At 35.9% G+C, this 26,196-nt stretch carries 23 protein-coding genes; 2 read left to right on the top strand and 21 right to left on the bottom strand.

Going from position 1 to position 26,196, the window contains the following annotated elements:
- Positions 1-424 precede the first annotated feature (424 nt).
- Entirely contained in the window at positions 425-2,362 is a 1,938-nt protein-coding gene (locus ACTXGU_RS07130; protein WP_443480802.1) for a fructose-1,6-bisphosphatase, read from the top strand.
- 490 nt (positions 2,363-2,852) lie between these two features.
- On the opposite strand, the gene ACTXGU_RS07125 is transcribed toward ACTXGU_RS07130, so the two are convergent.
- The 6 genes from ACTXGU_RS07125 to ACTXGU_RS07100 all read right to left on the bottom strand — a co-directional run bounded on the left by ACTXGU_RS07125 (position 2,853) and on the right by ACTXGU_RS07100 (position 7,500).
- Positions 2,853-2,993 carry a YrzI family small protein gene (locus tag ACTXGU_RS07125; protein WP_443480801.1) on the bottom strand — a complete coding sequence of 47 codons (141 nt, stop codon included), beginning with the start codon at positions 2,991-2,993 and terminating at the stop codon, positions 2,853-2,855.
- Between the two features lie 483 nt (positions 2,994-3,476).
- On the bottom strand, positions 3,477-3,719 hold the full coding sequence (locus tag ACTXGU_RS07120; protein ID WP_443480800.1) for a YrhC family protein: 243 nt from the start codon (positions 3,717-3,719) through the stop codon (positions 3,477-3,479).
- A gap of 248 nt (positions 3,720-3,967) precedes the next feature.
- The gene (locus ACTXGU_RS07115; RefSeq protein WP_443480799.1) at positions 3,968-5,101 is read right to left on the bottom strand and encodes a bifunctional cystathionine gamma-lyase/homocysteine desulfhydrase; all 1,134 of its coding nucleotides are present in this window, start codon (positions 5,099-5,101) and stop codon (positions 3,968-3,970) included.
- Positions 5,102-6,025 (bottom strand): PLP-dependent cysteine synthase family protein, encoded by a 924-nt coding sequence (locus ACTXGU_RS07110; protein ID WP_443480798.1) that lies wholly within the window; start codon positions 6,023-6,025, stop codon positions 5,102-5,104.
- 124 nt (positions 6,026-6,149) lie between these two features.
- Complete coding sequence (gene mtnN, locus ACTXGU_RS07105) at positions 6,150-6,851, bottom strand: 5'-methylthioadenosine/S-adenosylhomocysteine nucleosidase (RefSeq protein WP_443480797.1); 702 nt, start codon at positions 6,849-6,851, stop codon at positions 6,150-6,152.
- Between the two features lies 1 nt (position 6,852).
- On the bottom strand, positions 6,853-7,500 hold the full coding sequence (locus tag ACTXGU_RS07100; protein ID WP_443480796.1) for a class I SAM-dependent DNA methyltransferase: 648 nt from the start codon (positions 7,498-7,500) through the stop codon (positions 6,853-6,855).
- A 562-nt stretch (positions 7,501-8,062) separates the two neighbouring features.
- Here ACTXGU_RS07100 and ACTXGU_RS07095 point away from each other — a divergent pair.
- The gene (locus ACTXGU_RS07095; protein ID WP_443480795.1) at positions 8,063-8,269 is read left to right on the top strand and encodes a DUF2536 family protein; all 207 of its coding nucleotides are present in this window, start codon (positions 8,063-8,065) and stop codon (positions 8,267-8,269) included.
- Between the two features lie 142 nt (positions 8,270-8,411).
- Here the strand turns inward: ACTXGU_RS07095 and ACTXGU_RS07090 are convergent, their stop codons facing one another.
- The 15 genes from ACTXGU_RS07090 to recD2 form a co-directional block, all read right to left on the bottom strand.
- Positions 8,412-9,065: a DUF1510 family protein gene (locus ACTXGU_RS07090; RefSeq protein WP_443480794.1), complete on the bottom strand. Its 654-nt coding sequence runs from the start codon at positions 9,063-9,065 to the stop codon at positions 8,412-8,414.
- 123 nt (positions 9,066-9,188) lie between these two features.
- On the bottom strand, positions 9,189-10,946 hold the full coding sequence (locus ACTXGU_RS07085) for a peptidoglycan D,D-transpeptidase FtsI family protein (protein ID WP_443480793.1): 1,758 nt from the start codon (positions 10,944-10,946) through the stop codon (positions 9,189-9,191).
- Between the two features lie 156 nt (positions 10,947-11,102).
- The gene (gene greA / locus ACTXGU_RS07080) at positions 11,103-11,579 is read right to left on the bottom strand and encodes a transcription elongation factor GreA (protein WP_443480811.1); all 477 of its coding nucleotides are present in this window, start codon (positions 11,577-11,579) and stop codon (positions 11,103-11,105) included.
- Between the two features lie 707 nt (positions 11,580-12,286).
- The gene (udk, locus tag ACTXGU_RS07075) at positions 12,287-12,922 is read right to left on the bottom strand and encodes a uridine kinase (protein WP_443480792.1); all 636 of its coding nucleotides are present in this window, start codon (positions 12,920-12,922) and stop codon (positions 12,287-12,289) included.
- Positions 12,923-12,926: 4 nt separating this feature from the next.
- On the bottom strand, positions 12,927-14,195 hold the full coding sequence (locus ACTXGU_RS07070) for a peptidase U32 family protein (protein ID WP_443480791.1): 1,269 nt from the start codon (positions 14,193-14,195) through the stop codon (positions 12,927-12,929).
- Positions 14,196-14,216: 21 nt separating this feature from the next.
- Complete coding sequence (locus ACTXGU_RS07065; protein WP_443480790.1) at positions 14,217-15,146, bottom strand: peptidase U32 family protein; 930 nt, start codon at positions 15,144-15,146, stop codon at positions 14,217-14,219.
- Entirely contained in the window at positions 15,143-15,790 is a 648-nt protein-coding gene (locus ACTXGU_RS07060; protein ID WP_443480789.1) for an O-methyltransferase, read from the bottom strand. The genes ACTXGU_RS07065 and ACTXGU_RS07060 overlap by 4 nt, the downstream gene beginning before the upstream one ends.
- 556 nt (positions 15,791-16,346) lie before the next feature.
- Positions 16,347-17,486 (bottom strand): endolytic transglycosylase MltG, encoded by a 1,140-nt coding sequence (gene mltG, locus ACTXGU_RS07055; RefSeq protein ID WP_443480788.1) that lies wholly within the window; start codon positions 17,484-17,486, stop codon positions 16,347-16,349.
- A 175-nt stretch (positions 17,487-17,661) separates the two neighbouring features.
- On the bottom strand, positions 17,662-17,952 hold the full coding sequence (locus ACTXGU_RS07050; RefSeq protein WP_443480787.1) for a DUF1292 domain-containing protein: 291 nt from the start codon (positions 17,950-17,952) through the stop codon (positions 17,662-17,664).
- A gap of 12 nt (positions 17,953-17,964) precedes the next feature.
- A complete protein-coding gene (gene ruvX / locus ACTXGU_RS07045) occupies positions 17,965-18,381 on the bottom strand; it encodes a Holliday junction resolvase RuvX (protein ID WP_443480786.1) in 417 nt (138 codons plus the stop codon).
- Between the two features lie 4 nt (positions 18,382-18,385).
- The gene (locus ACTXGU_RS07040) at positions 18,386-18,652 is read right to left on the bottom strand and encodes an IreB family regulatory phosphoprotein (RefSeq protein WP_443480785.1); all 267 of its coding nucleotides are present in this window, start codon (positions 18,650-18,652) and stop codon (positions 18,386-18,388) included.
- A 172-nt stretch (positions 18,653-18,824) separates the two neighbouring features.
- Entirely contained in the window at positions 18,825-21,458 is a 2,634-nt protein-coding gene (gene alaS / locus ACTXGU_RS07035; RefSeq protein ID WP_443480784.1) for an alanine--tRNA ligase, read from the bottom strand.
- Positions 21,459-21,849: 391 nt separating this feature from the next.
- Complete coding sequence (locus ACTXGU_RS07030; RefSeq protein WP_443480783.1) at positions 21,850-22,923, bottom strand: AI-2E family transporter; 1,074 nt, start codon at positions 22,921-22,923, stop codon at positions 21,850-21,852.
- A 261-nt stretch (positions 22,924-23,184) separates the two neighbouring features.
- The gene (locus ACTXGU_RS07025; protein ID WP_443480782.1) at positions 23,185-23,376 is read right to left on the bottom strand and encodes a hypothetical protein; all 192 of its coding nucleotides are present in this window, start codon (positions 23,374-23,376) and stop codon (positions 23,185-23,187) included.
- Between the two features lie 272 nt (positions 23,377-23,648).
- A complete protein-coding gene (gene recD2, locus ACTXGU_RS07020; protein ID WP_443480781.1) occupies positions 23,649-26,087 on the bottom strand; it encodes an SF1B family DNA helicase RecD2 in 2,439 nt (812 codons plus the stop codon).
- Positions 26,088-26,196 lie beyond the last annotated feature (109 nt).

Below are 26,196 nucleotides of genomic sequence, written 5' to 3'. Positions count from 1 at the left end.
AGAGCCACCTTTGATAGGGTATTTACTTTATTGGCTCTTAACAGGGAAAATAATTTGACTGAAAATTTCGACAGTATTTATACAACACTAGTGGTAAAATGACAATCTAATAAGTTTCAAATCAATCTATCATGGATAAGTCATTATTTCTCCATCCTCAATTGAAATATATAAGTAGTATATCAAGAGACTATAGAATGATACAAAAATTACCATACTCTTTTTTTGCGAGGCAAATATTTTTATATTTAGAAAGAATTTTCAAAAATTATATTATTTTCTACTGTCTTTAAATGAAAAATTAAGTTCCTCTGCCGATTTACTTGTATAATATAAATTAAGAGCTTTCTAATTATATTGAAAATTCAACATTTTCAATGATACAAAATAACATCATAAGTTTATTTAATGCGAGGGGATACAGATGGATACGAAATATTTGGACTTATTAACGGAAAAATATGATTGTGAAGAAAAAGTTGTCACCCAAATTATCAATTTAGAAGCTATTTTAAATTTGCCAAAAGGAACCGAACATTTTGTGAGTGACTTGCATGGAGAGTATAACGCTTTCCAACATGTATTAAGAAATGGTTCTGGAAATGTAAAAGAAAAAATTAAAGACTTATTTAAGGATGAACTCTCCAAAAAAGAAAGAGATGAATTTGCAACACTCGTTTACTATCCGGAAGAAAAGCTGCTTCTTATTAAAAATTCATTTCAAGATGAAAATTTATTGCATCAATGGTATGCGGATACCATTGAACGAATGATTAGGCTGCTTTCTTTTGCTTCCTCTAAATATACACGTTCTAAAGTGCGGAAAGCTTTGCCAGACCAATTTGTATATATAATTGAAGAACTTTTATATAAAAAAGATGAACTTGACAATAAAAAAGAATATTATACTGAAATCATTAAAAAAATTATCTCCCTCGGTCAAGCAAGTAAACTAATTAGCGGGCTGGCATACACGATACAGACGTTAGTCGTTAATCATCTTCATGTTGTTGGCGATATTTATGACCGTGGACCTGAGCCAGATAAAATCATGGAGCGTTTAATGAAGTATCACTCCGTAGATATTCAGTGGGGCAACCATGATGCTTTATGGATTGGCGCTTACGCTGGATCAAAAGTATGTCTTGCGAATATTATTAGGATCTGTGCAAGATATGACAACTTGGATATTATTGAAGATGCGTATGGCATTAATTTGCGGCCGCTTCAAAGTCTAGCAGAGAAATATTATCAAGATAACCGTGCTTTTCGTCCAAAACTAAATTCAAAAGAAGAAGAGCACTCTGAAGAAGAAATTTTACAAATTACGAAAATTCATCAAGCTATATCAATTATTCAATTTAAACTGGAAATGGACATCATCAAAAGAAGACCGGATTTTCATATGAATCACAGACTGCTGCTGGAAAAAATAGATTATCAAGCAAATACGATTGAACTAGACAGCAAAACGTATCCATTAGAAAATACATGTTTTGCAACCATTGATCCAGAGCATCCTGAATTGCTGTTAAAGGAAGAAGAACAAGTCATCGAAAAACTTTTATTTGCAGTTCAACATTCAGAAAAACTAGCAAGACATATGCATTTTTTAATGAAAAAAGGCAGCTTGTACCTAAAATATAATGGAAACCTGTTGATTCATGGCTGCATCCCATTAAATAAAGACGGCAGCATGAAAACAATGGTGATTAACGGAAAAGAATATAGTGGAAAGAATTTATTGGATATTTTTGAATACTATTTAAGATACAGCTTTTCTCATCCAGAAATAACAGATGATATAGCAACAGACATGGTTTGGTACTTATGGTCTGGTGAGAACTCCTCTTTATTTGGCAAAAAAGATATGACAACATTTGAACGTTATTTTATTAAAGATAAGAAAACGCATATTGAACAAAAAAATCCTTATTACTACTTACGAGAAGAAGAAAAGATTTGCAAGATAATTTTAGCAGAATTTAACCTAAACGTAGAGCAAGGGCATATTATTAATGGACATACACCGGTGGAAGAAATCAATGGAGAAAACCCAATTAAAGCAAATGGAAAAATGATCGTGATTGACGGCGGTTTTTCCAAGGCCTATCAATCGACAACTGGAATTGCCGGATACACCCTGTTATACAATTCCTACGGCATGCAGCTTGTTGCCCATCAACGATTTACCTCTAAAGAAGATGTGCTTCACAATGGCACAGACGTTTTATCGGTGAAAAGAGTCGTAGATCGAGAGCTTAGGAGAAAAAAAGTGTTAGAAACAAATGTTGGCGAGGAGATCTTGGAACAAATATCTGATTTGAAACATCTTTTAGCATACAAATACAAGGAAAACTAAAAATCAGCATTAATTGTCAGCCTTCAGTAAAGAACAAAATTTCTTCACTGAGGGCTGTTTTAATGATAGTCAAACAGACTATTTAGGCTTGTTAATAGGATCAGCTAATCTTTTACTTTTGTTCATTTTGCCTTCCAAAGTCAAAAATAAAACAAGGCTGTTTTCGTATAGATTGTTGCTTTTAAACTCGCAGCCTGAATACACTTCGCTTTCCGTGGGCGAGCGTCGAGCCTCCTCGTCGCGAATGCTCCTGTGGGGTCTCGTCTTTCTCGCATTCCCACAGGAGTCTACGTGTATTCAGTCTGCTGAGTACTTCTTCTACCATTTTTTTACGAAAAAACAACAAACTTTGGGAAAACAGCCTAAAACAACTAAGTACATCGCATTCCTTCGATTTTCGTTAGGTAGAATCTTTCTCTACCCATAGAATTGCTTGACGTTTTTGTAATTTAATGATCATGCCACATCACACCTTTCTTTTTCTATTTGTTTAAAATCCACGATACATAGATATCGCTTTTTCTTTATTTTCTTCGATTATTTTGTTAATTCGCTGTTCGTGAATAATTTCTTCTGGTGTTCGTTGTACCTTTTTAATGGTAATCGTAAAAAACAACATATTCAGGGTCATAATATCACCTCCCTTCCCTATCAAAAATTACTTTTTTTTAACTAAAATGTAAAATTTTAATTATAAAAGCGCAAAAAAACCGCATAGAGACAAATGCTCCTGCGGTTATGATAAAAATGCATATAAAAACCGCAGGACACGACTCACCTGCGGTTGGATAGACTATTAGTGTTGTAACCTAGTTCTTCCATTCCTTAGTGGTTGAATTCGTGTTTGTTTCATATAAAGTTGTAGTTTTTACTCCATATACATATCCTAAAACTTTTTGCATGTTATTCAACCTCCTTTAAGAAATATTAGTTATATTGGTAATTATATCCTCCAACACCAGATTTGTAAACACTTTTTCAAAAAAATGGATATAAACTTTCCAGAAAAAATAACTCTCTTGTGCTGAACAGATATTTAACTTGGGGGGCATAAATATTCTATTAACAAAAAAAGAAAAGAAGCATTTCCTATCTCCTTTCCTTCTCGTTAAATTTATTCTTCATTTTTCAGTTCATTTATTTGCTTCTGAAACTGCTTTGCTTTTGTAAAAAAGAAAATAGAAGCTCCTAAACAAGCTGTTGTCATGATCATCATGATTGCTGTGTTCCATTCCGTTTTGTCGAGAGTAGGAATTATGACACCTAAATAAAAAAAAACACCTACAGCTAATAAAACAGTCGCGAATCTTTTAAAATCTTCTATTTTGTCTGTTAAGCCTTTGACCTTCTTTTCCAAGTATTCTCCCCTCCCTTATTTCTAGTAATCTTTATTTTACTGTATCATAGTATTTCAACTGCATCCTTATGAAAATACTAGTAATAATGGAAAGAGGGCGGAGTTGCACCTGCTTGATATTGAACTTTTTTTGTTGCTGTATTAAGGTTTGTCCTTCATAGCTATGATGAAGGACATTTTTATTGGTATTCGACCTAGTTTTGTCCTTCATAGCACACAGATTATAGACATTTTCTTGTTTAGCAGATTTACTCTAACCCTTGTTTTAAATCATCTATTAAATCCTCCACATCCTCTAGTCCTACTGATATTCTTACCAATCCATCTGTAATTCCTAGTTCTGCTCTTCTTTCTTTCGGGATGGATGCGTGGGTCATTTTCGCTGGAACCGAAATCAAGCTTTCTACTGCACCAAGGCTTTCTGCTAACGTAAAATATTTCACTTTATTTAATAGTTTATTAGCCTTATCTTCACTGCCAACATCAAAACTAACCATTCCGCCAAAACCTAATGCTTGTTTTTTACTGATTTCATTATTAGGATGGGTTGCTAAACCAGGATAATACACTTTTTCTACGGCCGGATGTTCTACTAAAAAGGCGACAATTTCTCTTGTGCTGCTTTCATGTTCTTCCATGCGGATCCCAAGTGTTTTAATTCCGCGAATAAGCAGATAGGAATCGTTTGCTCCAAGAACACCACCCGTTGCATTTTGAATAAAATGCAAGTCTTCTCCTAATTTATCATCTTGAACAACTACTAAACCAGAGACAACATCGCTGTGGCCGCCTAAATATTTTGTTGCACTATGAAGTACAATATCTGCCCCTAATGTTAAAGGTGTTTGCCAATAGGGGGTCGAAAACGTATTATCGACAATCGTTAATAATCCAAAATCTTTTGCAGCAGCAGATGCGGCTTTTATATCGGTAATTTTTAATAATGGATTGGTTGGTGTTTCAATATATAACGCAACTGTATTATCTTGAACAGCTTCTTTTATATTCTCTACATTACTCGTATCAATAAAGGTTGCTTCTATGCCAAATTTATTTAAAACCTTTGTCATTACTCGAAATGTTCCGCCATACACATCGTCGGTTAACAGAATATGATCGCCTTTTTTAAACAACATCATTACTGCTGTGATAGCTGCCATTCCCGAACTGAATGCAAACCCTCTTTTTCCTTCTTCTAAATCTTTAATCAGTTCTTCTAATGCATGCCGAGTTGGATTGCCCGTTCTCGAATATTCAAATCCTTTATGATTTCCAACCCCTTCCTGCTTATACGTGCTCACCTGATAAATCGGCACATTTACTGCCCCTGTATATGGATCTCCTTCGATGCCGCCATGGATAAGTTTCGTTTTCCGTTTCATTTAAATTCCTCCTTCATAAATCTTTTTACTCAAATAACGCTCGCTGCCATCAGGAAAAATCACGACAATATTTGTTCCCTTTTTTGCTTCTTTTGCCTCTAATAAAGCCGCTTGGAACGCAGCTCCCGAAGAACTTCCTACAAGCAAACCTTCCTTGCTGGCGAGCTCCTTTACTTTTTCAAAAGCAGCTTCATCTGAAATCGTATAAATTTGGTCAAAATAATCAGGATCCATATACGCTGGTATAAACTCCATTCCGATTCCTTCTGTTTTATGGCTTCCAGATTGGCCTCCATTTAAAATGGAGCCTTCTGGTTCCACTATAACCGTTTTTATCTTGTTATTTTGTTCTTTTAAATAGCGAGCAGTTCCCATAAATGTACCGCCAGTTCCGGCGCCTGCCACAAAAATATCAACATGATGATCCAATTGGTCCCAAATTTCTGGACCTAATGTTTTATAGTAAGTATTTGGATTTGCTTTATTTTCAAATTGTCCTGGAATGTAAGAAGAAGGGATTTGCTTTTGAAGTTTTTTTGCTTTGTCGATGGCTCCCTGCATTCCTAAATGGGTGGGAGTATGCACAATTTTTGCCCCTAATGCCATCATGATTTGTTGTTTTTCGATACTAAATTTTTCTGGTACACATACAATCACTTGAATGTTTTTATGAAGAGCTGCGAGCGTAAGACCTATTCCTGTGTTGCCTGCCGTTGGTTCGATGACTGTTCCACCTTCTCGTAATACTCCGCTTTTTAATGCTTGATCAATCAATTCATACCCTAGCCTGTCTTTAATACTTCCTCCAGGGTTAAAATATTCTAGTTTTGCAAATAAGCGGACCTTTTCTGGCAAGGGAAAATGGGTTAACTCCATCATTGGTGTTTGCCCAATTAATTGATGAATCGTTTCATAAACCTTCAACGCTCTTCCTCCTTAAAAATATTTAGGCATCAAAGCTTATTTATATTATTCCTAGGTGAATAGTATGTTTTAATATTACAATAGCAGAAAGTTTAAAAACTTTCTACTTTCTGCTATTCGTTACTTAAAGCTTTTCTATTCTAGATACAATCCCCATTACTAGATTCGCAGAGTGAACCGCTGCTTTTTCTAAATATTGATCAAAAGAAATATGCGACTCTTTACCAGCGATGTCAGATAACGAGCGAATAATAACAAATGGAAGTTGATGTTGATAAGCAACTTGTGCGATAGCAGCAGCTTCCATTTCAACAGCTTGCAAATCAGTAAATTTACTTTTAATGAAAGCAGCTCTTTCTGGATCATTAATAAAAGAGTCACCCGTTGTAATTAATCCTTTCACAACAGCGTGGTCTCCTATCTGTTTTGCACTTTCTTCCGCGATAACAATTAGATCTTCATTTGCTTGAAAACTTGGCGGCATCTGTGGCACTTGCCCATACTCATAGCCAAAGATGGTTGCGTCTACATCATGATGGCGAACCTCTGAAGAAATAACAACATCCCCCACATTTAATGCAGGATTTAGTCCACCAGCAGAACCTGTATTAATTAAGCAGTCTGGTTTAAATGTTTGTAAAAGAATGGTGGTGCTCATAGCAGCATTTACTTTCCCAATTCCAGATCGTAATAAAACAACTTCTTTGCCAAATAAAGTACCTTCTATAAATTGAAATCCAGCGATGGTATGTTCTTGTTTATTTGTTATTTGTTCTCGTAATAAACTAACTTCTTCTTCCATTGCTCCAATGATTGCTATTTTCATTTTATAACCTCTTTCTAGTTTTTACTCCTTCCATTATCCAAACAAAATCATTAAATTGTGTAAAAGCAACTGTAAATCCATGCTCCTGCAATATATTCGTTAAAACAGGAATGGTTGTGTAGTATTCACGCTTTAAATCTTCTGCTAAATGATGAAAGCCATTTTTAATTGCACTGTCAATTGCATGATGATAATCCTCATTCGATTCATACATTGTATCTGCAAACACTATTTTACCACCAATCGGGAGGTAATTACTATATTGAGCAATCGCTTCTCCCTTTTCTTTGTCCGTTAAATGATGAAAGGCATACGTACTTACGAAAGTGTTAGGAACTTGGTCGAGTTCAAATTCAAGAAAATCCCCTTCTTTTAATATCGCTTTATCCCCAATTTTTTCTTTTGCTAATTTCCTCATCGCTTGAGAGGGCTCTATCGCAGTTACGGATAAGCCTTTATTAATTAACTTTACGGTTAAATTTCCAGTACCTGGACCAAATTCGACTACATGACCATATGATCGGTCCGCCACTTCTTTCAATATATCATCATAATGTCGAAAAACCTCTTTATATTCTCGATCATTTGTTAAACTTTCATCATAAGTGTCCGCCCACTGTTCAAAAAGCTCGATAAATTCCTTCCCCACAAATAATCACACTCCATGTTCATAATATACAATTCTTATATGCATACTATGATTTATTTTGTGACGTGTTCTTTATTTATGATAAGTTTTTCTCTTTGTTTAATGCTGACCTTTCTTTATAAAAGGCTATCCTGAAAAGTGTATGTTCTTGTGAGTAGTCCGCAGCCGGCATACACTTCGCTTTCCATGGGGCGGGCGTCGAGCCTCCTCGTCGCTAGCGCTCCTGCGGGGTCTCGGCTGTCCCGCTAATCCCATAGGAGTCTTCGTGTATGCCGGCTGCTCAGCGCTAAAAAATAGGGATACTGCTTCTTTTCATGCGCCATGGTGCGAATTTTTATTAGCATGGGTGTCTCTATTAAACGATAATGTTGATTTTAGAAGGAAATTTGCGAGACTCCTGCGGAAAGACGGGTACGAGCGAGGAGGCTTGTAAGAATGTCCGCGGAAAGCGAGTGAATTTCCTGACCATTCTATATCAACACTGAAATTTAACAGGGCCTTATAAAAAAACAAAAAACTTATGGTAAAATAAAGATTATTTTAACAAAAGGGAGAGCGGAGAATGAATTTCCAGTTGGATATAATTGAAGATAAAATTGAATTTTTTGAAGGGCATAGCTTAAAATCAATCGAAAAGCAGATTAATGATCAAATTGATATAAATAAAAGCATCCTTTTATCCGTTTACTCAGTAAGCCATCAAACGGTTATACAGGAAAACGGGAGACCTTATTATACAGCAGTCGTTCATTTTAAAGTCAAAAAATAAGGCCCTGTAAAACAATCATGTTGTTTATAGGAAAGGAATCTGCGAGACTCCTGCACCTTTTGAAAATCAACAATGGAATTTTACAGAGCCATAAATAAAAGTTAGAGAGGTGCCGACTTTTAGGCTCCCTCTCTAACTTAGTTTATCTTATATTAAGATCCTTCACTTCTTCTACCTTCGTAGGTTTCCAGCCTTTACCGTCCACCCACTCAATATAAACACGATATTTTTTTGATTTATCTTTTGAAGAAACTGTACCGATTGATTTTTGTGGATCTTTATTATTATTTCCTAAAAACCAGACTACCATATCTGATTCATCCAATCCTGTTCCATATGCCAAAGCTTTCTCTTGTTCGTCCCAATCTGCTCCTGACGAATAAGAAGCAGCATGTTCTCCTGTTTGTGTTGTACCAACAGGCTCCCATGCAGGATTTTCGATTGTTTTTACTACATTGGAATCACTGCCGCCTTCTGTTACAATTGCTTCGTCATCTGTTTTTTCTTCGTCTTCCTCTGCCATTGTTTCTTCATCTGCTGTTTTATCGCTTCCGTTAGCATTCCCGTTAACTGTTTCTGCTTCTACTTTGTCGTCTTTATTTGTTTGTTCTGTTTTCACATTATTTTTATTTGGCTTATCCGCATTTTTACTATCATTAGTATGAAAGATAGAATAAGAAACAAATACAATTAGTAAAAGGACAATCCCGATTAAACTATTTAAGATAAGATTTGTTTTTCTCCGTTTTAATCGTTGTTCAGAACGGCTTTGATTATTATTAGCTTCAGTGCTCAAAGTGTTTCTCCTCCCTATATTTACCTATTCAGATATGTGTATATCTATAGTTTAGCAAGGCTGTACATATTCTAACATGAGAAAGCAATAGTGAAAAGTATTAAGGTAACACCCTTCCTTCCATTAATGATCTTTATCATATTGATAGGCAGCCTTCACCATTTCAGAAAACAAGGGATTGACTCCACCTTCATCTGATAAAACTCCTAGGTTTACCGTTACTAAAGCATATTTTGGATGATTATAAGGAAAATATCCTGCAAACCATTTATTATGCAATTGCTTCCCATCCTTCATTACCCCAGTTTCCGCAGTACCTGATTTTCCAGCTACTTCATACGGTAAATTCTGAAACCATCTGCCTGTACCTTTATCATTTACAACCACTTCTCTTAATAATTTTTGTAATTTCTCTGCGGTAACGGGGGAAATCGTTTTTCCCGGCAAATCTTGTTGTTTAAATTTTAAAAGCGTACTTCCATTTTTATAATCTATTTCAGAAGCAGCTCGTACACTTTGCTTTTCTCCGCCTCTTGCAATCGTAGCCATCATATTAGCAACCGCAAGCGGCGTTACCCTCACCTCATTTTGTCCAATTCCAGTCAACGCCACATAATTTTTATCTTTTTTCGCTGCTTCTGATAAAAACACCCTGCCTTTTTCTTCCTCTTGCAGCTGTTTAAAATTCGTTGTGTGGTACACATTTCCTTCCCAACCAACCATTGTCGTTAAAGTTAATTTCTCTGCGTATTCTTCCAGTAAATTCTCATCGACATCTTTTAGTTCCTTCGCAATGGTCGCAAATGTATTGTTACAGCTTACCGCAAAGCTATTTGTAAAATTTAACATACCATGCTGATAAGTTGGATCTGGGTCTCCATTGATTTTTCTGCTGCAATCATAGGTTCGGCCATCATCGTCAAGCTTATGATCAATCGCTGCTGCTGCTACAACCGTTTTAAAGACTGAGCCAACGATTTGCTGTTTTAGCATATAGTTGTTTATTCCATCTGTTTCAAAAGGATTATTACTGTTAATATGTGGCCTTGATACGATTGCCGCAATCGAATTTGTTTCTAAATCTAAAAGAACTAAACCACCTTTTTTAATTCCTTGCTCATCGACTAGTTTTTCAGCAGTTTCTTGAAGATTTTTATCAATCGTTGTTTTTATATTAACAGGATAAAAGGGATTTCCTGGTTCTGTATATTTTACATTGATGCCAAATAACGGACCTCCTGTTGCATCGACATGATAGACTAGCTTTGCTTCACCATCCGGCAGCAAAAACTCATCAAAGCTTTTTTCAAGACCGGTAACCCCCATTAATGTGTCCATGGACAACTTTTTATCTGGATATCTTTTCGCAAGCAGCTCTTCGTTTTGCCCTGTTATGCCAAGTAATTGTTCAGCAAGATTATTTTTCAGATTATATTTTTTATCGACTGCAAACACGCCAGGGATCGCTAATTTATTTACCTCATCCCTTTGTAACGTCGTAAGAGTCGTTGGATTGTTTCCTCCAAATACAACAGGCTCCTTCGCATTTTTAACAGCATTCGTTAAATTGTATTCAGAAACCCCAATAATATCCGCTATTCTTTTATGATCCCACTCCATATTTTGTAAAAAAGGAAAAAGAATTAAAACAGTTTGTGTTTGTTGTGTAAGCGACTCTCCGTGTCTATCCAAAAATCCCCCTCTGCCATTATCTAAAACCATCTCTTGAGATCGTTGCTTGACACTCGCTTCCACTAAATTTATATGATGCTTTGTAAAATGTTCTGTTTCCACAAGCTGGATTTGCACTAATCGGGCAAGTAATCCTCCTAAAATGATTAAAAATAATATCGTAATACCAACTGCTCTTTTTCTCCACATAAAAAACACCTCATCAACAGTGTTGACGAGGTGTATTCTTTTCAAACCATCATTCTTAGAGTATGTTCAAAAAGCCGCCCAAATTAAAGCTTAGAATAATATAATCGTTGGCTTGCATCTAATTTTTCCCTTATTGAACTCACACTATTAGAATTATTAATTAATTGTTACAATCTTTACATTCATTTCTCCACCAGGAGTTTGCACGACTACTTTATCGCCAACTTTTTTGCCGATAAGGCTTTTTGCGATAGGTGAATCGTTAGAAATTTTTCCTTCGAATGGATCTGCCTCTGCACTACCTACAATCGTATATGTCTCTTCTTCTCCATCTGGAAGCTCAATAAAAGTAACCGAGCTGCCTAATGATACAGAATCTGTATCTAATTCATCTTCAGAAATAATTTTCGCATTACGAATCATATTTTCAATTGTCGTAATTCTACCTTCCACAAATGCTTGCTCTTCTTTTGCAGAATCGTACTCAGAATTCTCTGACAAGTCTCCGAAGCTTCTTGCTATTTTAATACGTTCTACTACTTCTTTTCTTTTTACTGTTTTTAATTGCTCTAATTCTTGTTCTAATTTTTCTTTACCAGCCAATGTCATCGGAAATACTTTTTCCATCGTGATCTTCCACTCCTTCATGTTTCCATATCAATCATCATATATAGAAAGGTGTTTTATGTATATGAGGTTGTTCAAAAAGCCACCAAAGATAAACGGCGAATCTTTCGTTGGTTTGCTTCTCTGCTACTCACGTATTTAACTTAACACAGAGGATCTTCAACTAAAAACGCTCACGTCCTGTGGGCAACGTTGAAATCACCACATCCTGTGAAAGTCCGCTGCGTTGCTCAAAGCCACACCGCCTCGACCTTCTTGCTTCTTAATTTGTTCCCTTTTTTAACTCACACTATATGAGATTAAGCGCGTCTTGTGTAGAGACGCGCTTTTTATTCTAATAGAAAGAGTTTAATACTTATTGCGAAAAAAAGAAAGCCTTTTTTATAAATGGTAAGACAGTTTAAACTTTTTCAACTTAGATGAGTGTCTAGCTCCAACGCCTATCGCCTATCGTACTTCAGGTCTTCTCCCTACGATAAGTCAACATCGAATCGCTATCGCTTTTCGTGTTTCCTTTATCTCAGTCGAAGCCCCTTTAGTCCGTACGGCGATGAACAAGGCGCTTCCGCTTTTATTATTATACATTCTTTCCCATAAATATACGAATAATTGATAATCCCCTACAATTAAATAAGTTTACAAATAATAACTGTTGATTCCTGAATGTAAAAGAAACTTTAAGACTTCGTAAACATTCTTTATCTGCTATTGTTTCATAAAAGTGATTTTTGTTCAAGAATTGTTTGTATTTTTGTTACCATTAAATCAATGGCTACATGATTATTGCCGCCCTCTGGCACAATAATATCTGCATACCTTTTTGTTGGTTCAATAAATTGATTATGCATAAGACGAACGACATTTACATATTGATCGATAACCGACTCCATCGTTCTTCCTCGATCCTGAATATCTCTTAAAAGGCGTCTAATAATACGAAGGTCTGCATCTGTATCAACAAATAATTTTATGTCCATTAGATTGCGCAGTCTTTCATCTTCTAAAATAAGAATTCCTTCAATAATAATAACGTCTTTCGGTTCTACGGTAATTATTTCATCTGATCTTGTATGAATGGCATAATCATATACTGGTTTATTAATTGGTTCATACTTGATTAATTTCTCAATATGTTCGATCAGCAGCTCTGTATCAAAAGCTAGTGGATGATCATAATTTGTATTTAATCTTTCTTCAAAAGGTAAATATGATTGATCTTTATAATAAAAATCTTGTTCAATCATTAAAATGGAACGGTCATTAAAACTTTCAAAGATTGCTTTGGATACGCTCGTTTTTCCTGATCCAGATCCCCCAGCGACACCAATTACAACCGGTTTTCGTTGCATGTAATTAGAGCTCCTTCCGCATCATGTTGTTTGGAAATACTGGATAATCCACTTTAAATTGAACAATTTGAAGCGGATGTCGTGCTGCATCCAATTCATTTCCGTCCTCGTCCCATATAGTTCCTACAACCATTGTAAAATTATCGATTTCTGGTCCAAAAAACTCGATTTCCTGGCCAGGTTTAAAGTAATTTCGCTGTTGTAGTGTAACGATTTGTGTTTCTTTATTATAATCAAGCACTAAGCCGGCGAAATCAAAAGTAGTCTTTTTGCTATGATTTCCAAACATTTGTTCTTTATACCCAGGCTGTCCTTCAAAAAAGGCAGGTGCTGTATCTCTGTTTGCACATTTATCTAATTCTTTTAACCATTCTTCGTTGATGACGAAATTATCTGGATCTGCACAATAGGAATCGATCACTTTACGATATACACTTACCACTGTGGCAATATAATGAATCGACTTCATTCTGCCTTCAATTTTTAAGCTGTCAATGCCCAGTTCAATCATCCGTGGAATCGATTCAACTAGTTTTAAATCTTTAGGACTCATTGCAAAAGGTGCATCTTCTTCTGAGAATAAAGGGTTTTCCTTTTTGTCTTCCAACTTAAATAAATCATAGTCCCAACGGCAAGACTGACAGCATCCGCCTCGGTTTGAATCACGTGCTGTCATATGGTTGCTTAATGTACATCTGCCAGAATAAGCAATACACATCGCACCATGAATAAATGTTTCGATTTCAATATCTACTTTTTCCTTCATTTCCTGGATTTCATCTGCGCTTGTTTCACGTGCTAATACAACACGCTCTAAGCCCTCTTCTTTCCAGTATTGAACAGCCTTCCAATTGGAAAGAGATTGTTGTGTACTTAAATGCACTTCAATTTCTGGAGCCACTCTTCGGCATGTTTCGATAATTAAAGGATCAGCAACGATAATTCCATGTACTCCAGCTTCTTTTAACCCTAATAAATAATCTTCTAACCCATCAATATTTTCATTATGTGCAAAAATATTTGTTGTTACATAAATTTTTGCATTATATTTTTTAGCAAATTCCACTCCTTCTTTCATTTCTTCAAAAGTGAAATTGCCTGCATTTGAACGAAGACCGTATTCTTGACCACCAATAAACACAGCATCTGCTCCATATGAAACAGCAATTTTTAATTTTTCTAAATTCCCTGCTGGCGCCAATAATTCTGGTTTTTTCACAATAACTCTTTTTCCATCTCTTATTTCCGAAATGGGTGATGTTACGATTGTCATATTTCCTTCCTCCTTTTCTCCTTAATAAACGGTTTCTTTAAAGAAAAATCCTGTATCAAGCGGTCTGTTTACCGGTTGGATTTTTTCAATTTCAGCTAATAATGCCTCTTTTTCTTCTTCATATTGATCCGCATCGTTACAGAACATATCAATCGCTTTACGGTATATGCTTGTAACAGCTTGAATATACGCTGAATCTTTTAACAAACCATCAATTTTAAAAGAATCAATGCCTGCATCGATTAAATCTTGTAATTCATCGACAATGCATATATCATTTGGACTCATAATATGGGTGCCATTTTCATCTTCAAAAATTGGATATTTATTGTCTCGCTCTTTATCATGAAGGAAAAGGTCTTTGTCCAGTCTTTGTTCTTCCATTTCCTTTTCTTTCCCTTGGTATTGGAAATAATGTCCAAGTAGAGAACGCTTCGATTGGAACATCGTTGTCATTCCATGAACTTGAATTTCAATTTCCACTTCAGCATGTTCTTTTATTTCGATAATGCTGTCCATGCTGATTTCTCTTGCCAATACGGAGCGCTTCGCTCCTTTGTTGCCCCAATAATTACATGTGTACCAGTTAGTTCCAGTCGTTTCTGTACTCCAGTGTAATTTCATATTTGGTGCTACTTCACGAACAACCATTAATACCCCAGGATCACCGAAAATAATTGCATCTGCTTCTACTTCCTTTAAAAAAGCAACATACTCATACAGTTCATCAATTTTTTCATTATGAAAAATTGCATTTATCGCAACATATACTTTTTTCCCTTTTGCATGTGCTAGTTCCATCGCCTTTTTGACGTCTTCTCGATTAAATTCACCAGCCAACCGCAATCCAAATTTTTGCTCTCCAATAACAAAAGCATCTGCTCCACTTTCGATTAACGGATTGATATCATCTACACAAGTTGGTGTAACGAGTAATTCAGGTTTCTTCATTTTTCTCTCCTTTTTTTACTAATAGCTATGCCATCCCCTACAGGTAAAATAATCGTATCGTATTGTGGGTGATTCATTAGCCATTGATTGTAATTATTTATTTTTCTTACTAATTGTCTAACATTTCTACTTTCAATATTTTCACTTGCTACTAAACCGTGAAACAATACATTATCTGTAAAAATAATACTTTCTTTTGTTAACATTTTTGAATATATATCAAAGAACTTTCGATACTGACTTTTAGCTGCATCGATAAACAGCACATCAAAAGGACCATATTGTTCGACTTCTTCTTCGAGTTCAAGAGCGTCTCCTTGAATCAAAATCACTTGTTCTTCTTTTTGTAGTTTTGCAACATTTTGTTTTGCCAATAGATATCGATCTTCATCTCGTTCGACAGAAATTATTTTACTATCAGGTAAAGCTTCAGCCATTCTTAACGCAGAATAACCAATCGCAGTACCGATTTCGAGAATTTTTTTAGGCTGCTGAATGCGTAATAGCTGCAACAAGGATTCTATTCCAACAAGCTCCATAATTGGCACATTATTTTCATGAGCATAACGTTCTATTTCCATAAAATGCTCACTTCTTTTTGGAATTAACTCCTCTAAATATGCGGTTATTTTATTATCCTGCATGTCAACACTCCCTATAATTAGAAAAGCGGAAGCGCCTTGCTCAGCCCTAAAGAAAAATGTTCATTTGACTCGAAAAGTGCTTTTACTTTTAGAGGAAAATGGTTATTTTTCCACAAGAACTGGCTGCTTGTGCTAGACACTCATCTAAGTTAAAAAATTTATACATTCTTATCTTTATAGCTCTGTTAAACTTGCCTGTTGATTTCCGCTTCAGGCGTTCGCTTTCCGCGGGCGGTCCGGGAGCCTCCTCGGCGCTGTGCGCCTGTGGGGTCTCCCTCTGACTCGCTTTTCCCGCAGGAGTCTCACGCCTTCCACTCCAATCAACATAGTGCCAAAATTAACAATGAGCTTTATCATAGCCATCTTTTAAAAAATGCTCCACCCGAAAATAGTTAGCTTCTTATATAAAGAACCTAACTACTAATCACACTCGCGAAGCATATAACAAAAAAACATCCATTTATCATTTCATCGTTTACTTAAAAACACTTGTACTATTTTAACATAAAATAAGAGGGAAAGCTAACTAATCTGCTTTCCCTCATAAATTTTTTCATTATTGATTGGTGATATATTTAGCTTTCAATTTATTATGTTCAGTTAATGTTTTCGAAAAATGTACTTTTCCATCTTTGGAGGCTAAAAAATATAAAAAGTCTGTTTGTTCAGGATGAATTGCTGCTTCCATCGACATCGTTCCTGAATTGGCGATCGGCCCAGGCGGCATGCCTTTATTTTGGTACGTATTATACGGAGAGTCCACTTCTAAATCTTTATACGTCACCTTCGCTTTATGTTTTCCTTGTGCATACAATACCGTTGGATCCGTTTGCAGCGGCATTCCTTCTTTTATCCGGTTATAAAATACACTTGCGATGCTGTCACGGTCTGCTTTTTTCGTCGCTTCTTTTTCAATCAGTGACGCCATCGTTAAAAATTGATGTACACTCATTTCCTTTTCTTCCATGTCTCCCTGATATGTTTGTATAACACTTTCCGTTTTATCTAACATAACGGTTACAATATCTTCAAGAGAAAGATTTTTTTTATAAAAAGAATACGTTGCAGGAAAAAGATAGCCTTCCAGCGGATGCTTAATATTTTTTGCCAACATTTCTGTTGTTAATAAGTCAGGATATTTATTCATAAGCGTCTGAATAAAACGTTCATCATTCAGCTGTTTTATAATATCCTTTTCTGATTGTTTTGTTTTTTTCGCAATTAACGCAGCAATTTCATCTAATTGCTTTCCTTCAGGAATAGTTAATGTAAATATTGGTTTTTGCAACACTTTCCCTGTTTTTAAGCTATCAATAATTTGGGTAAACGTCATGGAAGGATTCATATGATATTCTCCTGCCATAAAATCGGACTCATTTTTAAATTTCACAAAATATTTAAACACTCTTGCATCTTTTACGAGGCCTTTATCTTCTAGCGCTTGAGCAATGCTTGATACACTTGAACCTATTGGAATCTCGACAATTATTTCTTTTTTACTGCCAGGATCAACAGGCTTTAATGCGGAGTTAATATAAAAATAACCTGTAAGAGCTATAATCCCAATTACTAGTATTAAGGCAATCGCAATCCTGCCAACTATTTTCCTTACTATTTTCGCTTCGTTTTGTCTTTCTATCATTTTCTCCCAAAACAACTCTTTCTTATTTTTTTCTTCTTTATCTTCGTTAGACACGTATTTCCCTCCTAGCTACAAGGGCTAAAAACCGCCCCAAAAAAACTCATATCTCGACTCATTATACTATAATATTTATTGTAAGTCGCAGAAAATAGCAGAATGCTGCAAATACGGTACTTTTTTCATTCAACCAAAAAGGAGACGACCTAATTTCAGGTCGCCTCCAAATTTATTATTCTTCGTCTTGATTTGACAGGAATGTATTTAGCATTTCTTCTACTAAATCCCATTCTTCATCTGTTTCAATTGGAGAAAGTTCGCCATCACGAGTTTCTTCGTTTGGAATAAAAGAAGATGCATGGATGTCAATTTCTTCATCCTCATCATCATTTTCGCCAATTGGATAGTATAATACATAAGATTTGCCGAATTCTTCTGATTCAAATGTAAAAAGGATTTCGCATAACTGCTCATTGCCTTCTTCATCCACTACTGTAATTGTATTTGTTTCACCGTGTTCCATTTCTTCACCTCATTATTTTTGGCTGTCTAAATAGCCTTGTAAAATCATCGATGCTGCCATCTTATCAATGACTTTTTTTCTTTTTTTTCTGCTAATATCTGCTTCCAGTAAAATTCTTTCCGCAGCCATCGTTGTTAAACGCTCGTCCCACAAAACGACTGGAAGGCCAAACTTTTCTTCTAACAGCTTTGCGTAGTGCATGCTAGCCTCGCCACGAAATCCAACACTGCCATTCATGTTTTTAGGAAGGCCAACAACTATTTTACTTACATCATGCTCAACAATCAATACTTCTAATCGACTAAAACCAAATTCGTTTTTTTCTTCATCAATTTTAATCGTTTCAATTCCTTGTGCTGTCCAACCAAGTGCATCACTTACCGATACACCTACTGTTTTTGAGCCTACATCCAAGCCCATAATTCGCATTTGTTTATTCCTCTCGTTGCTGTTTTAAATAAGACTTAACCAGCTCTTCAATAATCTCATCACGCTCAAGTTTACGAATGATATTACGTGCATCCATATGTCTTGGAATATAAGCAGGATCTCCTGAAAGTAGATAACCAACTATTTGATTAATAGGGTTATAACCTTTTTCTTGAAGCGCACCATATACTTGATATAATACTTCTTTTATATCATGCTCATATGGTTCTTCAGGAAAATTGAATCTCATTGTTTTGTCGAATGAGCTCATTATACAACACCTCATTTCTCTATTCATGCCTGTTCAAAAAGGAGGACAAAAAGAGCGAAGAAGCAAGCTGAAACCGAAATTCGCAAGCTTATTTCCCGGACTTTTTGAACAACCTCTATTAGAGCGATTTCTGTTAATAGTTACCTACATTTTACACTACTTACTCATAATATCAAACGGATTTTACCCATTCTTCTACAAAATTTAGCGCATCTTGTAATTTAGAAGGATCTTTTCCTCCAGCTTGAGCCATATCTGGACGGCCGCCGCCGCCGCCGCCGCAACGTGTTGCTACTTCTTTAATAATTTTTCCTGCATGGTAGCCTTTTTCGATTAAATCTTTTGTTACTCCTGCAATTAAATTCACTTTTCCTTCATTGACACTGCCGAGAACAATGACAACAGATCCTACTTTTTGTTTTAAGTCATCTGCCATCGTGCGAAGATTATTCATATCTACCCCTTGAATATTAGCAACAAGAACATTTACACCATTGATTTCTTTTACATTATCTACAAGATTCCCCGCTTCAATATTGCTGATTTTAGCAGCTAACGATTCATTTTCCCGTTGCAGCTGCTTCACTTCTGTTAATAAGCCATCAATGCGTCCAGCAATATCTTTTGGATTTGTTTTTAATTTTGCTGAAGCTTCTTTTAATAAGCCGATTTGATCTGTTAACTGTTGATATGCTGCTTGACCAGTTACTGCCTCAATTCTTCGTGTGCCAGCTCCAATTCCTGCTTCAGATACAATTTTAAATAATCCAATTGCAGAAGTATTATCAACATGACATCCACCGCAAAGCTCTAAACTGAAATCTCCAACTTGTACAACGCGGACAATCTTCCCATATTTTTCACCGAATAATGCCATTGCTCCCATCGCCTTAGCTTCTTCGATATTTTTATAATCGGTTTGTACAGCAATGCTATCCCAAATCTTTTCGTTAACGATTCTTTCTATTTGTTCTAGTTCTTCTGCAGTAATTTGGCCAAAATGAGAGAAGTCAAAACGAAGACGATCACTTTGAACTAATGATCCTGCTTGGTTTACATGTGTACCTAGAACATCTTTTAATGCTTGATGCAATAAATGTGTTGCCGTATGATTTTTAATAATTTTCGAACGGTTGGCACTATCAACATTTGCCGTTACTGTGCTATTGACTGTTAGAACACCTTCTGTTACAACCCCACTATGAAGGTTTTGTCCGTTTGGCGCTTTTTGAACATCTTTAACATTTACTAAAGCTGCTTCTGCTTGTAAAGTTCCGATATCCGCAATTTGACCGCCGCTTTCAGCATAAAAAGGTGTTTTATCCAAAATAAATTGAATCTCATCACCAGCCTGTGCTGTATCAACAAGTTCGCCATTTTTTAATAGCACGATTACTTTGGATTCAGTTGTCCAAGCATCATACCCTACAAATTCACTTTCTGCTTTAATATTTCCTAATTCAGCATTTTGAACTTGCATGCTGTCTACTTCTTGCCTTGCTTTACGGGCGCGGTCTCGTTGACTTTCCATTTCTTTTTCAAAGCCATCATGATCTACTTTCATGCCTTGTTCTTCTGCATACTCTTCTGTTAATTCAACAGGGAAACCATACGTATCATATAAACGGAAAACATCTGCACCCGAAATGATTTCAGTACCTTCCGCTTTTGCTTTTTCTATTACAGCTTCAAGGATCGCCAACCCTTCATGAAGTGTTTCATGGAAACGTTCTTCTTCGCTTTTCATTACTTTTTGAATAAATGCAGCTTTTTCTTTTACTTCTGGATAGAAATCCACCATTATTTCACCGACAACTGGCACCAATTCAAACATAAATGGACGGTTAATATGAATGGTTTTCGCATAACGAACTGCTCTGCGCAATAATCTTCTAATTACATAACCTCGGCCTTCATTAGAAGGAAGCGCCCCGTCTCCAATTGCGAACGCAACCGTGCGGATATGGTCTGCGATTACTTTAAATGCTTCGTCAAATTGCTTTTCTTTTCCATACTTTACATCAGCGATTTGTTCAGTTGCTTGAATGATCGGTACAAATAAATCTGTATCAAAATTCGTCGGCACATTTTGGATAACAGATGCCATACGCTCTAACCCCATACCTGTATCAATGTTTTGCTTTGGCAGTGGTGTATATGTGCCATCAGGGTTATGATTAAATTCGGAAAAAACAAGGTTCCATACTTCTAAATAACGATCATTTTCTCCACCTGGGTAAAGCTCTGGATCGTTTTCATCATTGCCGTATTCTGGTCCGCGGTCATAAAATATTTCTGAATTCGGACCACTTGGACCTTCTCCTATATCCCAGAAATTCCCTTCTAAACGAATAATTCGTTCTTCCGGTATACCGATTTTGTCTTTCCAGATGGCATAAGCTTCATCATCTTCTGGATGAACGGTTACCGATAATTTTTCTTTATCAAAAGCAACCCATTTTTCATCTGTTAAGAATTCCCATGCCCATTCAATTGCTTCTTCTTTAAAATAATCGCCAATAGAAAAATTCCCTAGCATCTCAAAAAAAGTTTGATGCCTTGCTGTCTTTCCTACATTTTCGATATCGTTTGTTCGAATGGATTTTTGCGCATTCGTAATTCTTGGATTTTCCGGAATTACTCGTCCATCAAAATACTTTTTTAATGTAGCTACTCCACTATTTATCCATAAAAGAGAAGGATCGTCGTGGGGAACTAATGATGCACTAGGTTCTACTGCATGTCCTTTTTCTTGGAAAAACTCTAGAAATTTCCTTCTAATTTGTGCTCCGGTTAATACTTTCACTATAAAAAACCTCCTATTATGTAAAAAATATACTTATCTGATTAATACAAGATAAGTGAAATATGAAATTTTCAGCATAAAAAAAACTTCCATCCCTGGACAGGGACGAAAGTTTTACTCGCGGTACCACCCTGATTACGGCAACAATAAACATTACCATCTCTCATCATTCCTTAACGCGGAAAAACGGCAGGGATTAGCTGCATTCAAGAAATAGCTTTCGATTATCCTTCACTTAGAATTTCTTCCAGCCTACGGAAATTCCTCTCTAGTATGCACTACGCATGAAAGTGGACTATAATCTACTTCAATCTATCAACATATTGTCTTAATTTTATTCTACATTTCGCATTATACTGATTATTACGCAGTATTGTCAATAACGTTCTCTTTATCCTTCGTTCATCTCTCTTCTTCCGAAATGCTTCCTCATATGGATAAGTGCTACTTTTAGTACGGACAATATAGGAACAGAAACAATCATTCCTACAATCCCTCCGACTTTTTCCCCTGCTAGTAAAGCAAACATAATAATAAGGGGATGCAAATGCAGGCTTTTTCCAACGATATAGGGAGATAAAATATTGCCTTCTAAAAATTGCAGAACAATAATAATAACAATCGTAATAATCACCATTCTAACGGACATTGTACATGCTATAATAACAGCTGGCACAGCTCCGATAATTGGTCCAAAATAAGGAATGACATTTGTAATGCCAATAATCATGCCTAGTACTAATGGATACTTGAAATGAAACAGCCAAAATAAAATAGAAGAAATAGCACCAATAATAAAACAGACAAATAACTGTCCTCTTATATAACTTCCTAAAGATACATTCACATCTTTTATAAAAACGGCGCTGCTCTTTCTCCATTTTTTTGGTGTAATAAACCAAGCTGCTTTTTTTACGGCGTTTATATCTTTTAACATATAAAAGGAGATAAATGGAATTAACATAATAATAATAAAGGAGTTTACCATCTCCATTGCCCCATTTAATACTTTGGTAACGAGGCCATCCATTTTCACTTCAAATGATTCAATGCCATTATCCACTTTATCTTGCAAGTTCGGCGGCCACGCTTTTGTTTTCTCTTGAATAGATTGAATCCAACCTCTGTACTGATTGGCAAGATCCGGTGCATTTTCGGTTAGTTCCTCAAGCTGATGGATAAAAACAGGAATTCCTTTATACAATCCATATCCAAGTCCGCCAAAAAATAAAATATATATAAGAGCAACTGCCATTCCTCGGTGCAAGCCTTTACGATGCAGCATTTCAATAACTGGATGTAGTAAATACGTAATAAAAGCACCAATAATAAATGGAGAAACAACTTTTAATATTATTTCTACTATAGGCATCCAAATTGGAGATAATTTAATAAAGACAAATAATACAATAAACAATAATAACGTAAATGCTAAACGATAATACCACTTCATTCTTATATCCATAAGACACCCTCCGCTTCTATTTTGGGTGAGATAGAGGGATTTTATGCAAATTGTGGATTTATTAACGAGAATTTTATCCCCGTTTTTTATTTATCTTCTTTTTTGTCTATTTTATCTTTGAATTTTTCGATTTATCTTCTTTTTTATCTATTTTATCTTCGTTTTTTTCCGATTTATCGATTTTTTTACAAATATCGACAAAACCCAGACATATAAAAGCCACAATATCACAGAATATCCTGCAATATTATGGCTTGTATCTTACAATATAAACCGGCGATCATCTTCTGCAAATAAATCATCAAGTGAACTTAAACTGCCGTCTTCTTCTACTTGATGTGTATGAATTACCCCTTTTACTAACGATAATTCAATATAACAATTCCAGCAATAATATTGGCTTATGCCAATTTTACCGATATCTTTGCTTTGGCAGTTTGGACATTTTAACATGGGAAACACCTCAATTATATTAATCATACGATCATATCTTTCCGACTTTTGCAAAGGAAAAATAGCACCGTTCAAGTATTCCCATTTTGTCCTAAAATCTGCCCATTTATACCAATTAATTCTTCTTAGGAGTCGGCATTTATTTTTTTATAAGCAATCAATTGGTAAAAGAAAATAATATTGTTATTCATAATAATAGAATAACGATATTATTTTTCTCTTATGTACTGCAAGTATGCCCTGTAATCATTGCCAGTCATTTAATATTCACATCACTTGATGTTTTCAAAATTATCCTCCATAAAATCATATGGAGTTATATTTTCCATTCCAATAAGAGGATCAATTTCGTTTATTCGATCACTATAAAATAAACTATGTGCATCTTCGTTAGAATCAACTTCTATTTGGCTGCTTGCATTATTTGGCTGCAATAAAGTTTCCTTTAATTTATCCTGAAGGGTTGTTTGCCGGGAGAGCTCATCATTTCTGCTTACTCCAATCTCCATTGCTTCCAACTCGCCAAGAAGTATTAAAAACTGCTTGCTTCGTGTTATTCCGGTATACAATAAATTTCGTTTTAGCATCCGATAGTAGCTTTTTACAATCGGCATAATCACAATCGGAAATTCACTTCCTTGCGATTTATGCACAGAACAGCAAAACGCATGCGTAATCTGCATTAAATCTTGGCGTGTATAGGTTGCTTCGATTCCATCAAAAGATACAACAACCATGTCTTGCTTTTCGGTATTCTCTTTCGCATAAAAAATCGAAACAATTTCTCCCATATCGCCGTTATACACATGGTTTTCCGGCTGATTAACAAGCTGAAGCACTTTATCTCCAATACGGTATTTAACATCACCAAACTGCAGTTCTTTTCTTGTACCATCAGGATTAGGGTTTAATATCTCCTGAAGAATGACATTTAAGCGGTCGATGCCTGCTGGACCTCGATACATCGGTGCCAATACTTGAATATCCATGGGGGCATAGCCTTTATTTTTTGCATTTAAGACGACTTTTTTAATTGCTTCCCCAATCTGGCTCGGCATACATTTAATAAAGGAACGATCCTTTTGCTGCTGCGTAATATTGCTTGGCAATGTTCCTTTTTTCATTTCGTGAGCAAGTTCTATAATAGAAGATCCTTCTGCTTGGCGATAAATATCAATTAATCGGACCGTTGGGATGCATTGTGATCCAAGTAAATCTTTTAATACTTGTCCAGGTCCCACTGAAGGCAATTGATCCTCATCCCCTACAAGGATTACTTGAATAGATTCTGGCAACGCTTTAAACAATTGATGGGCAAGCCATATATCTACCATCGATGTTTCATCAACAATTAAAATTTTTCCTGCCAATGGATTATCTTCATCCCGATCAAATTCTCCCGAACCGTTCCATCCCAATAATCGGTGTATCGTCACCGCAGGCAGACCAGTAGATTCCGTCATCCGTTTAGCAGCTCTTCCAGTTGGCGCCGCTAATATAAATGGAAATACTTCTTCTTTTTTATATTGTTTCGGATCCAATGAACAGCCATGCAGCTCTCCATATAATTCAACAATCCCTTTAATAACGGTCGTTTTTCCTGTTCCTGGACCACCCGTTAACATGAGCATTGGAGACATTAAAGCGGTTTGAATCGCTTCTTTTTGTGACGGAGCATACTGAACGCCTAACCTGTCCTCTAATTGCCCTAATGCTAATAAAAACTCTGATTCAGGAAACTGCTCCGCATATTCGGATTGCTCTAAAACTCTTTGAATATTTCGAACAAGCCCTTTTTCAGAAAAATAGAGGGAGGGAAGATAGATTTTTTTATCTTCTACGATGATTTTCCCTTCTTCTTCCAAGTGGATGATTTGTTCAGCAATACGAGAAAATTCTATCTCTTCCTGCTTATTTTCCTCGAGAAGATCTTTTACCTTTTCTAATAAATACTCAGCTTGTATGTACACATGACCTTCTTGAACGCTTGCAACTTCTAAAATATAAAAGCAGCCCGCTTTTAATCGGTCAGGGTGATTGCCCGTAATGCCTAATTGTGAACCTAAATCATCAGCACGCCCAAAACCAATCCCATCAACATCTTCTACTAATTTATAAGGATTTGTTTGCACAATATCTAAAGTCGTTTCTTTATATGTCTGATATATTTTCATCGAAAGCTGTGGACCAAACCCAAATTGATGCAATGCAATCATCGCCTGTTCCAATCCTTGGTGCTTCATTAACGTATCATACACAACTTTTGCTTTGTCAGGCGGAAGTTTTGGGACTGTATCGAGCAGCGATGGTTTATTTAAAATTTGCGATATTGCATTTTCTCCTAATGTTTCCACAATATTTTCCGCTGTTTTTCTGCCGATTCCTTTAAATAAATCACTGGATAAATACGTTATAATCCCATGTTTGGTTTGCGGCATCTCTTTATGAAAAGAGGTAACTTGAAATTGTATACCAAACTTAGGGTGTTCTTTAAAATCACCAAAAAAACAATACGTTTCATCTTCATGAATTTTCGGCAAATAACCTGTAATGACGGCTTCTTTATCATCATAGCTATCATTCGTCTCATCGACGCGAATTCTCATCACCGTATATAAATTTTGCTCATTATGGAAAATAGTGACAAGTTGACGTCCTTTAATATACTTTTTCTGATCAGCAAAAAGGTCCATTGCATTTTGTTCTTCCAAGTACGCTCCCTCCTTTCTATGGAAAAGGGGACGGAGCTGCGCGTATTGCAATAACAGCTGTAACATGATGGTGCTCATTCTTTTTGCTTTCCTAGTAAGCAGAAAGGTT

Origin of the sequence: Niallia sp. 01092 (assembly GCF_052318935.1) — a bacterium.
In the GTDB taxonomy this organism is placed as follows: Bacteria; Bacillota; Bacilli; order Bacillales; family Cytobacillaceae; genus Niallia.
Note: the sequence above shows the minus strand (reverse complement) of the source record. Positions and strands in the feature narration are given on the sequence as shown.

What these genes read in the sequence shown, in the direction of transcription:
- ACTXGU_RS07130 (WP_443480802.1), top strand. Translation starts at nt 425, where the DNA reads ATGGATACGAAATATTTGGACTTATTAACGGAAAAATATGATTGTGAA.
- ACTXGU_RS07125 (WP_443480801.1), bottom strand. Translation starts at nt 2,993, where the DNA reads ATGACCCTGAATATGTTGTTTTTTACGATTACCATTAAAAAGGTACAA.
- ACTXGU_RS07115 (WP_443480799.1), bottom strand. Translation starts at nt 5,101, where the DNA reads ATGAAACGGAAAACGAAACTTATCCATGGCGGCATCGAAGGAGATCCA.
- mtnN (WP_443480797.1), bottom strand. Translation starts at nt 6,851, where the DNA reads ATGAAAATAGCAATCATTGGAGCAATGGAAGAAGAAGTTAGTTTATTA.
- ACTXGU_RS07095 (WP_443480795.1), top strand. Translation starts at nt 8,063, where the DNA reads ATGAATTTCCAGTTGGATATAATTGAAGATAAAATTGAATTTTTTGAA.
- ACTXGU_RS07085 (WP_443480793.1), bottom strand. Translation starts at nt 10,946, where the DNA reads ATGTGGAGAAAAAGAGCAGTTGGTATTACGATATTATTTTTAATCATT.
- udk (WP_443480792.1), bottom strand. Translation starts at nt 12,922, where the DNA reads ATGCAACGAAAACCGGTTGTAATTGGTGTCGCTGGGGGATCTGGATCA.
- ACTXGU_RS07070 (WP_443480791.1), bottom strand. Translation starts at nt 14,195, where the DNA reads ATGACAATCGTAACATCACCCATTTCGGAAATAAGAGATGGAAAAAGA.
- ACTXGU_RS07065 (WP_443480790.1), bottom strand. Translation starts at nt 15,146, where the DNA reads ATGAAGAAACCTGAATTACTCGTTACACCAACTTGTGTAGATGATATC.
- ACTXGU_RS07060 (WP_443480789.1), bottom strand. Translation starts at nt 15,790, where the DNA reads ATGCAGGATAATAAAATAACCGCATATTTAGAGGAGTTAATTCCAAAA.
- ACTXGU_RS07050 (WP_443480787.1), bottom strand. Translation starts at nt 17,952, where the DNA reads ATGGAACACGGTGAAACAAATACAATTACAGTAGTGGATGAAGAAGGC.
- ruvX (WP_443480786.1), bottom strand. Translation starts at nt 18,381, where the DNA reads ATGCGAATTATGGGCTTGGATGTAGGCTCAAAAACAGTAGGTGTATCG.
- ACTXGU_RS07040 (WP_443480785.1), bottom strand. Translation starts at nt 18,652, where the DNA reads ATGAGCTCATTCGACAAAACAATGAGATTCAATTTTCCTGAAGAACCA.
- ACTXGU_RS07030 (WP_443480783.1), bottom strand. Translation starts at nt 22,923, where the DNA reads ATGGATATAAGAATGAAGTGGTATTATCGTTTAGCATTTACGTTATTA.
- ACTXGU_RS07025 (WP_443480782.1), bottom strand. Translation starts at nt 23,376, where the DNA reads ATGTTAAAATGTCCAAACTGCCAAAGCAAAGATATCGGTAAAATTGGC.